The sequence below is a fragment of the Hymenobacter antarcticus genome (assembly GCF_039539545.1).
GTDB classification, from domain to species: domain Bacteria; phylum Bacteroidota; class Bacteroidia; order Cytophagales; family Hymenobacteraceae; genus Hymenobacter; species Hymenobacter antarcticus.
On record NZ_BAABDI010000018.1, the window covers coordinates 1 to 13030 of the forward strand.

7 protein-coding genes are annotated in these 13030 nt (G+C 62.2%); 1 reads left to right on the forward strand and 6 read right to left on the reverse strand.

The genetic code is table 11. The annotated features are described in order from the left end of the window. Both ABD819_RS13150 and ABD819_RS13155 read right to left on the reverse strand, forming a co-directional pair. Positions 1 to 4126: DUF6443 domain-containing protein (locus tag ABD819_RS13150; protein ID WP_345125078.1), on the reverse strand; the 4126-nt coding region annotated here is incomplete at its 3' end. A gap of 67 nt (positions 4127 to 4193) precedes the next feature. Continuing rightward, positions 4194 to 7784 carry an RHS repeat protein gene (locus ABD819_RS13155; protein ID WP_345125079.1) on the reverse strand — a complete coding sequence of 1197 codons (3591 nt, stop codon included), beginning with the start codon at positions 7782 to 7784 and terminating at the stop codon, positions 4194 to 4196. A gap of 1359 nt (positions 7785 to 9143) precedes the next feature. On the opposite strand from ABD819_RS13155, the gene ABD819_RS13160 reads away from it, so the two are divergent. Further along, positions 9144 to 9626, forward strand: coding sequence for an HNH endonuclease family protein (locus ABD819_RS13160; protein ID WP_345125080.1), 483 nt, complete (start codon positions 9144 to 9146; stop codon positions 9624 to 9626). A 101-nt stretch (positions 9627 to 9727) separates the two neighbouring features. On the opposite strand, the gene ABD819_RS13165 is transcribed toward ABD819_RS13160, so the two are convergent. The 4 genes from ABD819_RS13165 to traM all read right to left on the reverse strand — a co-directional run bounded on the left by ABD819_RS13165 (position 9728) and on the right by traM (position 13022). Beyond that, positions 9728 to 9970, reverse strand: coding sequence for a hypothetical protein (locus ABD819_RS13165; RefSeq protein WP_345125081.1), 243 nt, complete (start codon positions 9968 to 9970; stop codon positions 9728 to 9730). A gap of 162 nt (positions 9971 to 10132) precedes the next feature. Next, a complete protein-coding gene (locus ABD819_RS13170; RefSeq protein WP_345125082.1) occupies positions 10133 to 10672 on the reverse strand; it encodes a hypothetical protein in 540 nt (179 codons plus the stop codon). A 5-nt stretch (positions 10673 to 10677) separates the two neighbouring features. Then, positions 10678 to 11565 carry a hypothetical protein gene (locus ABD819_RS13175; protein ID WP_345125083.1) on the reverse strand — a complete coding sequence of 296 codons (888 nt, stop codon included), beginning with the start codon at positions 11563 to 11565 and terminating at the stop codon, positions 10678 to 10680. 29 nt (positions 11566 to 11594) lie between these two features. Further along, positions 11595 to 13022: a conjugative transposon protein TraM gene (gene traM / locus ABD819_RS13180; RefSeq protein ID WP_345125085.1), complete on the reverse strand. Its 1428-nt coding sequence runs from the start codon at positions 13020 to 13022 to the stop codon at positions 11595 to 11597. Between the last annotated feature and the right edge of the window lie 8 nt (positions 13023 to 13030).

Below are 13030 nucleotides of genomic sequence, written 5' to 3' on the forward strand. Positions count from 1 at the left end.
GCCGCGCCCCGTCGTAGCTGACGAAGCGCAGCACCCGGCCCTCGGCGTGGGGGAAGAAGCGCAGCGAGTCGCCCTCGTACTGGAACGGCCCGAGGTAGTCGGTGCGCTGCGTCGGCTTGCCGGTCTGATACACCAGCTTGGCCACCTTCTGCCCGCTGGCCGTGTAGCGGAACACGAGGCTGTCGCCCCGGATGCCGAAGTGAATGAGCCGGGGCAGGTTCAGGTGGTTGTAGGCGATGCCCGTGATGCCCTTGTTGCGGTCCTGGGTCAGGTTGCCGTTGGCGTCGTACCAGTACTCGCGGCCCTGGCGGGAGCCGCCCTCCTGGAAGTCGCCGGCCAGCGAGGCCGGCGCGCCCTCGTAGCCGAAGGGCCGCGGCAGCTGGTTGGTGCTCACCTGGTCGTCGACGGCTTGCAGGCGGTTGCCGGCGTAGGCGTAGGCCAGGTGGTCGACCGGCCCGAACCGCTTGGCCGTGGCGTGGGTGGCATTCGCCAGCAGGCCCCGGCGGCGCAGGCTCATAATGTTGCCGTTGTCGTCGTAGCTGACGAAGCTCAGGCGGTAGTTGTCCTCCTCGGCCCGCCAGGCCCCGGCCGTGGCGGGCGTGGCCGCCACCGAGGCGTTACGGGCCACGAAGTCGCCCTGCAAGAGGCGATTCAAGGGGTCGTAGGCGTAGCCGTAGGCCCGCTGCACCCCGTTGCGGGCACTGCGCCAGGTCTGGCCCGTTAGGTTGCCGTTGTACTGCTCATAGCCTTTGGTGAAGCCGGTCTCGTAGTGCAGGCTCAGGTTGAACAGGTTCTCCGCCTTGGGGTAGTAGGGGTTGTTGAGCTGGGTGAGCCAGCCGCGGATGTTGTAGGCGTAGTCCACCTGCTGGGCCAGCCGGCCGGTGCCCATCGTTTTCTGGACGGCCTGCCCGATTTCGTTGTAGGCCACGCTCGCCAGTTGGGTCGGCTGCGCTTCGCCGGGCAGCTGTTGGCGGGTGGTGAGCAGGCGGCCGGTGTGGTCGTAGGTGAAGAACTCGGCCACCGTCACGGGCGCGTGGTTCGGTCCCGCGTGCACGGCCACGCTCTGCACGACTTTGCCCGTGAAGTCGAGCTGCGTCGTGAGCAGGTCCAGGCCGCCGCGGGCGTTGCCGGTCTGCACCTGTACGGGGCGGGCCCGCTCGTCGTAGAAGGTCGTCGTGGTGAGCCAGTCCACGCCGGGGTCTGTGTCGGGCTTGTTGAGCACCCGCGTCATGGTGCGGGTGCTCAGGCCCGTGGTGCGCAACGCGTCGGCCACCGGGGCCAGGCCCTGGGGGAAGGCCGCGTCGGTACGCGGGTCGTAGTCCCGGTCGGCGACCCCGGCCGCGTCGTTGTCGAAGTTGTAGTCGTCGTAGTAGGTCGCGGTGAGCACGAGGCCCGCTCCGAAGCCCTGCTGGCCCAGGCGCGGAAAGGCGCGGTCGGTGGTGTAGTGCTGGGGCTGGGGGGCGGCCGCGGTGCGTTCCTCGTACTGGGCCTCGGGGGCGGTGGCCAGGTCGGCCTGGGCCTGCATCGTCACCCGGCCCGCGGTATCGGCCCGGGTCACCAGGCCGCTGAGAATGATGCGGCCGAGCGCGTCGTACTTGGTCCAGCTCCACTCGCGGCGGGTGCGCTGGGCCGCGTCCTGGCTGAGCACCGGCCGGTCGAGCTGGTCGAATACGACCAGCGTTTCCCCGTCGGTGCCGGGCACCTGCTTGGCAATTTGCCGACCCCGCCCGTCGAAGCGGTAGTGGAACAGGAAGGCGTTGACTACGGCGGGCCAGGGCGCGGTCCCCCCGGCCGGCACGGCCAGCGGCAGCAGCCGCTTGGTGCCTTCGGGCTGCACCACGTAGCGCAGGCGGCCAAAGTCGTCGTAGGCGTAGGCCGTGCGCAGCCAGCGGCGCAGCAGCGGCACGTCGTCACGTTCCATGACCTCCTCGCCGACGCTGACCGCACCGAAGACGTTGGCCCGGCGGCGGCCCGCCTCCACCTGCCGGCCCACCACCTGCCCCTGCTTGTCCGTCCACTCGATGGTGCGGTAGCCCCGGGCCCCGGGCTCATTTGGCCCATGCTCGGCGGCCACGTCCGTGCCCCAGAGCTCGCCTGGGGCGTAGAAGCCCCGGTAGCCCGGGTCGACCACGGCCGGGTCGTAGCCGGGAACGAAGCGCAGGACCGAGTCGGCCGCCGTATTGGGCCGCTCGGTGCGCTCCACCACGTGGCCGTTGCCCACCTGCCAGGCTTCGCCGGCCGCGCCCTGGGCCGTCACCCGGTTCAGGGGCGAGGCCTCGAACACGGTTTCGGCAAAGGCCACGCCCGTGCGCGCCACGCCCCGAACGGGGTCGTCGGCCGCCAGGGGACCGGCACCGCCGCCGGGCGGGGTGGTGCGGCGGTAAAACGCCTGCTGGTCCGTCAGGGCCCGGTGGTGATAGCCCTGGGCGGTGGTGCGGCTCGTATCGGCCGGGTCCGCCGCATAGGGCAGGTACTGCTTCGGGTTGCGGCCCAGCGCGTCGTAGGCCTGCGGCTGCACCAGGTCCCACTGTCGGGGCGAGGCGCGGTGCTGCACGGTTTGCACCGGCCGGCCCAGCCCGTCGAGGTAGTCGGTGGCCACCGCCACGGCCGCCGCCCCGGACCGGGGCACGAGCAGGCTGTCGGTCAGGGCCACGCGCGGGGTCCAGGTGCGCACGAAGTTCAGGGCGCCGCGCCGCGGGGCCCCGGCATCGGGCGTCGGCCCGGCGGCGGCCAGGGCCAAGCCCTGGTTCGCGTCGTCGGGCCGGTTGCGGGCCAGGGCGCGGTACGGGGTGATGTCCAAGTAATGGGCCCGCGAGTTGAGCTCGACGGCCACGACCCAGCGGTTGGTCACGTGCGTGCGGTACAGGCCCGCGTCGGCGGCCGTCACCGCCGCCCACTGCCGCGTGGCCAGCGTGTCGCCGGGCAGGGTCACCCACTGCCCGCCCACCAGGCGCTGCCACTGGTAGCGGTTGTGCGCCCCACCAATGGCCCCGTCAAGCGCGGCCGCCGCCCCGCTCAGGGCCTGGGTCGTGTCGGCCGGGCCGGGGGAGCGCTGCCCGTAGTCGTAAAACCACTGGTACACGCCCGGGCTTACCAGGTTGCGCTCGTAGGAATCGAATGCGAGGAAATTGCCGGAAATGGTCACCTGCTGGCTCGGCCACGAGCGCGAGGCGTGGAAGTCGGGCAGCGACGTGAACGCATTGCCGTCGAGCACGAGCTGGAACTGCTGCGGCTGGGTCACGAAGCTGGCCGGCACGGTGCCGGTGAAGCGGTTGTGGGCCAGCAGCAGAAACGCCGCATCGAGCGAGTCGGGCAGTGGGCCGCTGAGCTGGTTGTAGGACACGTTCAGCCGCGAGAGCGCGCGCAAGGCTTTGTAGGCCGCCGGCAGCGGGCCGCTGAGTTGGTTCTGGTCCAGGTCCAGGTAGTTGAGGCGGTGCAACAAGGCCAAGCTGTCGGGCAAGGACCCGGCGAGGCGGTTGCGCGAGAGAAACAGTTGGGTTAGCCCTTGCATCCCGCCCCAGGCCCCGGGAATGGGGCCGCTCAAACGGTTGTCGCTCAGGCTTAGCACCCAGAGCTGCTGCAAGCGGCCCCAAGCGGCAGGCAAGGGGCCCTCGAACGCGTTGTGGTCGGCCCCAAACTGCTGCAAGGCCGCCAGGTTGCCCAGGCTGGCCGGCAGCGCGCCCGAGAACCGGTTCTGGCTCAGGTAAAGCAGCACCAGGCGCAGGCATTCCCCCAGCGACGCCGGCAGCGGTCCGCTCAGGGCGTTGCCTTGCAAATAGAGTATTTGGAGTTCGTGCAACGCCCCGAACGCCGCCGGTAAGGGCCCGCTCAGGCCGTTGCTGCCCAGCCGAAGGCTCGTCACGTCGCCCCCGCTCACGCCCACCCCGTACCAGGTCGCCGCATCGGCCAGCGTGGTGCCGCTCAGCCAATTGGTGTGGTCCGTCCACTGCGGCCCGCCGGTGGCCGTGTACAACTCGCGCAGCACCCGCAGCTCGGTCGTGTCGGCCACCAGGCCCTCGCCGGCCGGAACGGACTGAGCCCGGGTCGCCAACGCCGCGGCGCAGAGCAAAATCAGCAAAATCAGCGCGCGCCGCAATGGCGCTAGGTAGCAGTAGAAAGGGGGCATGGAGGCAACAGCGAAAGGGTGAGCCGCCCCGTCGGCGGCGGGGTAAGCGGGGTATAGGGCGAACGGCTTATTGACCAGCGTAGTGGTACTGCTGCTGGGAGAGGATGCGGCCCTGCTCGTCGCGGGCCCGTACCAGTCGGCTTAGCCCGTCGTACTCGTAAGTCGTGGTGCGGCCGCTGGGGTCGGTTTGCGAGGTCATCCCGACCAGTGGGTCGTAGGTATAGGTAATCAGTTGAGCACCTACGGGGTGTAGGCGCAATTCGTCAAGCGCCAATGCAGAACGGCCGCCTGGTACGGCCAGGGCCACTGTGTTGCTTGCCGAGGGTGCCTTCACCGTTGCCGTATACTGCCGCAGTCCGTGCTTATCGACTGGCCCTGCTGCTTGGGAAGAAGCGGGGACGAGCAAGCCGTTTACGTAGATCGCTGGGGCGGCCTCCGCCCAGACGGATAACACGTACTGGCCGGAGGGAAGTGAATCGCGCGAAACGGTGCCCCCGGCGGCCAGCCGACACAGCCAGCGGCCCGCGTGCCCACCCGGTAGGTAGGCCACGAGGGGGGCTGGGGGGCATTGCCAGCGGCCCGGCGCGTGCGGCTCAAAGCTGGTTGCGGCCACCGTTGGGTATGGCGCACCGGTGGCCTCTGCGACGAGTTCTTGCCGTTGGGTACCCCAGAGACGGGCAACGGGCGTACCGTTTTTCCGATGCAATTGCGTGATATTGCCAGCGGTATCGTATCGGTCGATGACAACCTCGGACCCGACACGGCTGTCTGCGGCTCCTTCAGCCTGCTGGTAAGAATAGCGGTAGCTGCGCTTGGGAAGCGGTTGGGCGGTACGCAAGGTGCCCTGAGCGGCCAACCGCAATCTGCCAGCATCTTGAGCGTACGTATTGTAAAGCACCCCGACCACGGCCGTATCACCGCGATGCACTCGTTCCGTAACAACCTCTACGGGAACCAAGTAAAGCGCATCGGCCATCGCTCGGAGCGTGGCGCTCGGCTGCCGGTAGTCGTTGGGGTAATAGTAGCTGTCAAGGCGGGTGCCGTCCGCCGTTGGCGTCGCTCGGGTTCGAACCTGGGTACCAGCTGCATTGTAGCTAACGGTCGTTGTCTGGCCGTGCCACGTTTGCCCTTCCGGGTCGTACACACGTTCCTCGCGGCGGGCAAGCTGGGTATGCCCCAAACGCAGCTCGTAAGCACCTATTTGGTACCAATCGGGTTTGTTTACGCCGTAGCTGGAACCGGGGTACGCGGCACCTATGCCGTAAATGCTGGCCGAGAATTGTTTAAACTCCTGCACCGCACGTTTTACAGGAATAAATGAGTTTTTTACCGCTCGATAGTCGGTTTGTTCAATCAATAGGCCGGTCATATGGCTTTGCGAGGTAGGGGGCACGAACGGTGGTCGTTGGTCCAACGCGTCAAGGTATTCCCTGGGGGACGTGTACCGGTACACGGTTTTGCCCCCCACTCCGTTGTTGCCGCGCCATTCAGTGACTTCGCGGTAGCCAACGGAGCTGCCTTGGGTCGTGCCCAGCACCGTGGCGTTTTGGGCCGTCCGCATTTGATAATTGCACTTGTACCAAGTATTCGGAGAGGCTTCGAACCATTCCCACGAGCCATAGACGTACAGCGGTGCTGCGTAGATGACGCCTGCGGACCGGGAAGAGTCGGCCTGTGCCCGATAAGAATACTGCCTAACGGCGGGCTGGAGGTCGTGCGCCGACGCATGGTCGCGCACTGATTTAATGCGCAACCCTCCAGCTAATTTTCTGCGAATTGGCTGCTGATTAACGTATTGTAAATAAGAGACAGCGATCTCGGCGTAAGGTCCACCGGAGCATCTGGGAGTGTTGGGGTATTCCGTGAAAGGATTACAAGAATACACCAATAGGCTGTACGTTCCCGGTGCAAGCATCAACTCATCACTGCATTCCGGGCAATTTTGTTCGTAACAATCTCCGACACCCACGTAGGCTACTCTGGGGTTGTAAATTGCCATACCTTGGCTGTTCAGAATCCTGACGTAGGGACGGAAACCATTGGCTTTGCCTAGATTACTGCCACTCCAGGTGACGTGGACTGCGCGCTCATCGTCGGGTCTGGCCGGGTTGGGGGCAACAGTGAAGGAACGCTGGCGCGAACCGCAGTTTTGTTGTGAACTAGGTCCTGGGGGAATGTCGTCTGTGCCGATTGTCAAGTCGTACGTCGCCGTGAAGGTTGCGTATTCGTTTAACGAATCTTTTTGAATGTAGCTGTAATCGTTGTTTTCGTATTCGAAGACGGAGTGCCCGCCCGTTGGATATTCCAGCTGCGTGAGCATACCGCTCTGCGTGAATGCTGGGTTCACGTCCCGGTTGGCTCCCGTCGCCTCGTAAGGCCCTTGAAGGCTGAGCAGTCGGGCGCCTGCAATCAGGGAGTTGTTAGTTGCCCCGTTGTAGTAGCCCCAATGGTCTTGGCTTTTGCTGCGAACGTCGTCAGGCAACGACAGCGGGTGGTAGGTGAACCGGTGCGGCGGTTTTGTGGCCCCACCGATTCCACGCTCTTGTATGCTGCCCAGTGTCAACCGGCCGGTGGGATGATTAGGCAGGTAGGTAAAAGCAAAGGTTTTAAGGTCGGCCCCATCCGCTCTGACACGGATTCGGTCCAGTTGACGCCAGTTCGGCGTGTACCGACCCGTCAGGCCCAACGTGTCGGTACGCAGGGCTCCGGCATCAAATAAAACGGTGTCGCGGTCAGACGTGGTGATGCGGCGTAGCCGTACCGCCCGGTGGTCGAGTTGGGAGTAAGAACTGATCAATTGCCCCGCTTGCGAAAAGCTGCAATTATCAAGGGGGACTTTAATTGACTCGGAAGCCCGGAAAGCATAGTTTATCCGATAGGGGTCGTACGCGAACTCAATGGCGTGCTCCCGGTTGACATCCGTGATTTTAGTCAAGTACCACGACGAGATATACTCAATTCCGCGGGTGGGAGTACAGTTACTTGCATTATTGCCCGGGGAGTATTGTTGCGTTGTTTCGGTTTCGGCAAACGTATACTTTGCGCCATCTGGAGTGGTTAATTCCCAGCCCACGATGCTCCCGCTTTGGGGCGTATTGACAGCAGTTGAATAGCGGGGCGTTGCCGTAATCGGACTTGTCGAGCTTACGACAAGCTGACCCTGCCAGTCGAACGCGAATCGGCCCGTGTACCCGTTGAAGTTGAAGAAAAATTCATCCGGCTGTGCGTCGTAACAACCGTGCGAAATCATCTCCAGGTACATGGCATTGGTTTCGACCTCAAATGGTCCGATCGTATGCACCAAGCGCAAGAAATTTAACCCCCCGGCGGGAGGCCGCAGGTCGTCGGGACGGCTCCGCACCACCCGCGTGACCACCCCGCCAGCGTTAAGAGTCCAACCCAGGCCCGTCCAGCCGGCGACCTCTTCCACGCGCTGACCGGTGGTGTTGTAAGATAACGAAATGGGCACCTGCAGCCCGCCCGCTCGTACTTCGTGCAGAGGCAGGTTGATTTGCACCGCGCCAGTGTAGTGGCTGACGGGTGTAGCCGCCCAACGACCCAAGTTCGCGGCTTCGGGCGAGGGAGGGATAAGTGACATACCCAACAATTGCGGCTGTGCGGGTTGTTGGGCAACCCCGGTGCCGGGAAGCAGAAACAAACCGCTGCACAGCCAAGTAACTAACCCGCTAGGGCAAAAAGGTAGACGTAGTTTCATGCGAACGGAAGTAATTCAGGCAGGTTGTGGCACTCACGACTTGGGCTAAACGCCTCGGGGCGTCGGGCTTGGTATTGTTCATAAGTCAAGCTTTTTGTAAAAAAACAGGGTGACTTTCTTGGCATTAGCCAGGTCACCTTTTAGTCCAGTACCTTGTGCCAATACGGTGATGGTCATCAACATACACGCGTGGTACCACATTGAAAACAACTCTTGGCGTTGTGAAACAGTACAACTGGGCTTAAGAATTGTAGTCAGTACGGGCCAAGCGAAAACTGGCAGTGCAACGGGTAAACACGAGACTGAACCGGAAACTGGCGCACAGCCTCGCAAACGTATGCGGCTCTGGCACTGCGTATTACGCAAGTAGCGGCAGAGTTCGCGGGCAGCCTATGGCTGCGGCGGAGACCCCAGTGGTGGTGGAAACACCAACGGGGTAGAAAGACCCATGTGGCCGGTGGAGAAACGGCGAACGGTGCAACAAATTAAGGGCTGCGTCTCTAATATATCCTACTGCCACCAGTGCCCCACACGACAATAGTACTTTGCTGGCACATGGAAAGCATTGGTAATCAATTGCATTGTTTTGTTTGCGTAAAAATTATTTTAGGGCGAACCTTTTGCCGGCGAAAATAAGGAAGCGCTGCCACGGAGGACATGCATGGCTTTAGCGGATGCTGGGTCGGGTTTCGGCAAAAGGTGCTAGAAACTTTGCGCCATTCGGCGCAGACAAATTTGCGGAGTGCAAGGCCCTTGAGCATTTGTATTTTGCGGCGCCCACGCGGGGCTGAAAGCGCACCCACCCCCGGGGACGGCGTTTCTATGCTTTGCGCTAGTGCCGCATCCGGTGCCGCTTGCGGCCCCTGCTGGCCCAGGTGGGGGCAGTCAGTTTTACTACGACGATAACGACCAGGGGGGCATCGACTTGCAGGTGTGTAACCACGCCCATTGCCGGCAGCACGGGGGCTGGTTGTGCGCCCAAAACGAAGGCTTTCGCGGCCACAAGGACCCTAACGAATTCTTGCTGCAAAAGCCCCCACCACGCCCGCCGGCAAAGCGGCCTCCAGGACGGAGAGCATCAGAAAGTGTGGGGCAGGTCTACTATCACGTTGGTTTGGATGGAGACGGAGCAAACAGCTGTTTTGCCCAAAACCAGATTGCCCCACACTTTTTGATGCTCTCCTACTACGGAGCAGGGTAATTGGTACGCGGGCCGATTTAACATCGCGTCTGAATGATGTGTATTCGGCCTTCACGGAGAAGAACCCTTCCATCGAGCCGATTGTCAAGCGGGTCAACTATTTGAAAACGACGACCGAATGGTGGTACGCCTATTGGAATAAAGTGGAGCTGGACAAAGCCCTGCAAGGGTGGCTGCAACCGGCCACTGCCCGGTTCCTGTTGTGGAAATATGAAAACCACTTGCAGAGCCAGGGCAAAAGTGGGTATGCCCTCTCCCGCTTTGACGCCGTTATCCGCCCGGAGCTGGAGCATATTGCACCCCAGACGCCAACCAAAGGTGAACCAGTGGCCGCGGGCTACCCGGCATACGACGACGAGTTTAGAAACCAGTATATCGACTGCTTAGGCAACTACCTGCTGTTATCCAAGTCCCATAACTGCTCAGTTGGGAACAGTCCGTTTCTGGACAAGCAAGCTTCCTACACGCACACCGCGCAGCAGCGGGAAATACAGGGCCTGAGCGCGAAATCCAATCTGTGGAGTAAACAGATGATTTCAGACCGCAAGGCAAGCATCATTGAATTCATTACTGAATACCTGTAATGGCTGATAGCTGAGCCACTGGCAATACCGCAGGCATAAAAAGTAAAGAAGCCCAACCATACTATGGTTGGGCTTCTTTACTTTTGTGGCAGGTAGTAATACTATTGTCCGATGACGTAAACCGGGACCGCCGACGCATCGACACCCCGGCCGGTTAGCTTCTTCACCTCTTTCCCGTCGAGCAGGATAGCACAGGTAATTTCGGATGCCGCCGTGCCCCCGCCGATGCTGGCCAGGATGGTTAGATTATCCCCCTGCTTCATGGTGCGCTCAAAGCGGTAAGTGGCCGGCAGCGGCGTAGTGCCCAGTGTCGTAGTGCCGCCGCTTTCGTTGGTGTAGCTCACATAGTCCGATTCTACGGCCGTGGAGGTAACCTTGTATTCTACCTGGTATTCTTTCGGGCCGGAAGGCTCCGCATCATTCTTCGAGCAGCCGGAGGCCGTGGCCAGGGCCGCGCAGCTTAGGAGTAAATAAGCAAGTCTTTTTATAGGGACAGGAGGTAGAAATTAGCGGAAGTGATACCGCAGGCCGACGCTGGCCATGCCGGGCCATTGGTCCACCAGCGGGTTATTGAGCAGGTAGCCTTTCGTGCCGGTGGCAACCAGCGAGAGCCGGTTACCCAGGAAGAAATCAGCTTCGAGGCCGGCCTGCGGGCCGTAGGTGAAGCGTTGGGGCTCTTTCGTGCCGGTGGCCAGCTCGCCCGTGCCGTTCTGATTGGTCCACTCGTAGCCGGCCCCCGCGCCGAGCAGCAGATGGAAGTAGGCAAACTCCCCGAGCTGGAACAGTTGGGGCGAGAGGAACACCCGGCCCTGATAAACCGAGTATTCGCCGGCCGTGGCCAGGTTGCCGTTTTCGTAGCCGCCGCTCAGGCGCAGGGCCAGGCGGTTGGTGAGCATGGGCGTATAGCTTAGCTCGTAGTAGTCGCCTTTCTCGGAGCGCCCGACGTGCGCGCCCCAGCTTGAAATGTGTTTAACGTGGCGCTGAGCGGAGGCCGGCAAAATGCCGGCCCCTGCCAGTAACAGCACCACTAAAAGGAGCTTTTTCATAGATTCTAACGCGGCCGGTTACGGTCCATTTTGATGAGCGCGTTTCGGCTGAGCGTCGAAGCGTACACCGATTCGGCGGCCTGGTGAGCAGGACCGGCCTGCGAGGCTTCCATGAATAAACGGTCGCCTTGTTCGCGAAGCTGCATGGCCTTAATCATGTTGTCGTTGGACGAGTTGAGCGCGGCCATCCGTTCGCCTTCCGTCATGGCGTAACGGCCGGGGTTTTTCAAAGTCGCCTGCATTTCCACGCTTTGCGCGGTCATTTCGTCGGCAATCTTGTAGTAGTTCACGGCCATTGCCAGCTTGCGCTTGGCCATCATTTCCTCGGCCGCGAACAGGGAAACGGTGGATTCCTGCCGCTTCGCCTGATACTCGTTGCTGGTCATGTTGCCGTTCGGGTCGGTCGAGCTGGTGCCGAAGCGCGAGAACACGTCAAACATGGTGTTCACGTCCTGCGCGGGGTTGGTCAGTTGCATGGCCTGGCGCAGACGCTGCGCCTTGGCGTACACCGGCATCATTTGGTTGGTTTGGCTCCGGCCACTCATCGACAGCGCCCGTGCAAACAACTCCTGCGGGTTGGAAAGGCGCAAGTCCTGAATGCTGGCTACCTTCCGCAAGTCTGCCTGAATCTGCTTTTGCAGGTTCAGGCCTTCCGTTGTCAGGTCTTTGACCTGGCTGGTAATGTCTTTCGTGACGCCGGCAATCTGGCGGGCATCCTTCACGACCTGGTAATTTTGCACCGTCGAGGACCACTGTTGCAGGCGCTTGGCGAACTCGCCAATTTGTACGCCCATGTGCAGCGGGTCATTTACCACCATCTGAGCCGCCGCTTTATCAGCCGGGGCCAGTACTAACGCAGCAGCCAGCAGGGCCGGAAAAAGAGTCTTTTTCATGTTGTTAGAGAGTAGGTGAATCAAAAGAATTAACGACCATTAGCAGATGCCGGCCCCATTTGACCCGCCGCCGCCGTGGTAATCAGGATGGGGTAGCCATCGGGCAGCAACACGTCCCGCAGCTTCGTCCGGGTTTTGGGCCGGGCGAGCATGCCCATCGCGACGCGGCCCCCGACGCCCACTACCGAGTTAGCCGCCGAGGCCGAACGGTCAATAGCGGTGCTTACTTCCTGCGTGGATTGCTGCTGCAAGTCCTGACCGGCCAGGCTGGCATCTTTGGCCACGCGCTTTACCGGGTCTATCATAATGCCGGGCATGTAGTTGTAATCGTAGATTTGGGCGGCTACCCGCGTCGGCCCGAGGCGGTTTACTTCCAGCGTCACGTTGTTGGTGCCCACGCTGGCCATGCCGGCGAAAATGGAATTCTTGGGAAAGGTCACGCCCGACACGACGGCATCTTCTTGCAGCCGCAGCATCACCACCGAGCCCGTGCGGACCTTTTGCTCCCCGTTAATCACGCACTTAAAAAACACGTCTGGTACAAGTTCCTGTTGGTTTCCTTGCGCCATCATGCGCGAGGAGTTACCCACCTTGACGGTATTAAAGCCGTCGGGCAAATTGCTCCCCATCCCAGCGGCCCGGTTGGCCAGTGCTTGGGCGGCCACGTTGGGGTCACGATACCGCTTGCCCGTCATGCGCTCGTAAGCAGCGCGGGTTTCGGGGGGCGACGTGCTGAGCATGGAGAGTACATCAGGGTCGGTTTCAAAAGGCGTTCCGTCCGTATCGTTAGCCGGCAGCAGGGCTTTCCGAACGCCCCGCGCAGCACCCGAGCTGGCCCGCCGTGCCGCCGAGCCCACGGCCTGACCCGGCCGACGACGCGGTACTATCATCGTTTCCGAGCGGTAGGAACCCGTGGTAGCGTCCTGAATTGTGGTTTCAATAGTGTCCACGTCGGCCGCGGCTAACCGCGCCTCGTCTTGTCGACGACGAGCGGCAGCTATGTTAGCCGCTGCCCGCCGTTTCCGGCGCAAGGCCTGGCTCGTGGTATCAACCACGAATACTTCCGCTACCTCATCGGTATTGGGCCGGACGGGCGCACTTTGCGACTCCTGCTCCTGCCGCCGCTGCTGTTCCATCTGCACCGAGGGAGAAACCGCCTCAGTAGACGCTTTGGGTGCCGCCCTAATTTCGGGCTCGATGTTTTCCGAGGCAGCGGCCACTACCTCCCTGTTCTGCTGAGCCGCTTGCGTAGCGGAGCGCAGCCACAGGTACAGCCCCCCGCCGACGAGCAGCAGCAGGCCCAGGGCTACGGCCATCCAATTCTTGCGTAGCAGCTCGACAGGCGTAGCTTTTGGCTTATCGGTCGGGTCGGGCCGTTCCGGGCCAAACCGCTCCTGGTCGTCGTTGTCGGGCGAGCCCATCGCCGGAGCTTGGTTGTTGGGATTTGCAGATTCCATAAGAGCGG

What these genes read in the sequence shown, in the direction of transcription:
- traM (WP_345125085.1), bottom strand. Translation starts at nt 13,022, where the DNA reads ATGGAATCTGCAAATCCCAACAACCAAGCTCCGGCGATGGGCTCGCCC.
- ABD819_RS13170 (WP_345125082.1), bottom strand. Translation starts at nt 10,672, where the DNA reads ATGAAAAAGCTCCTTTTAGTGGTGCTGTTACTGGCAGGGGCCGGCATT.
- ABD819_RS13175 (WP_345125083.1), bottom strand. Translation starts at nt 11,565, where the DNA reads ATGAAAAAGACTCTTTTTCCGGCCCTGCTGGCTGCTGCGTTAGTACTG.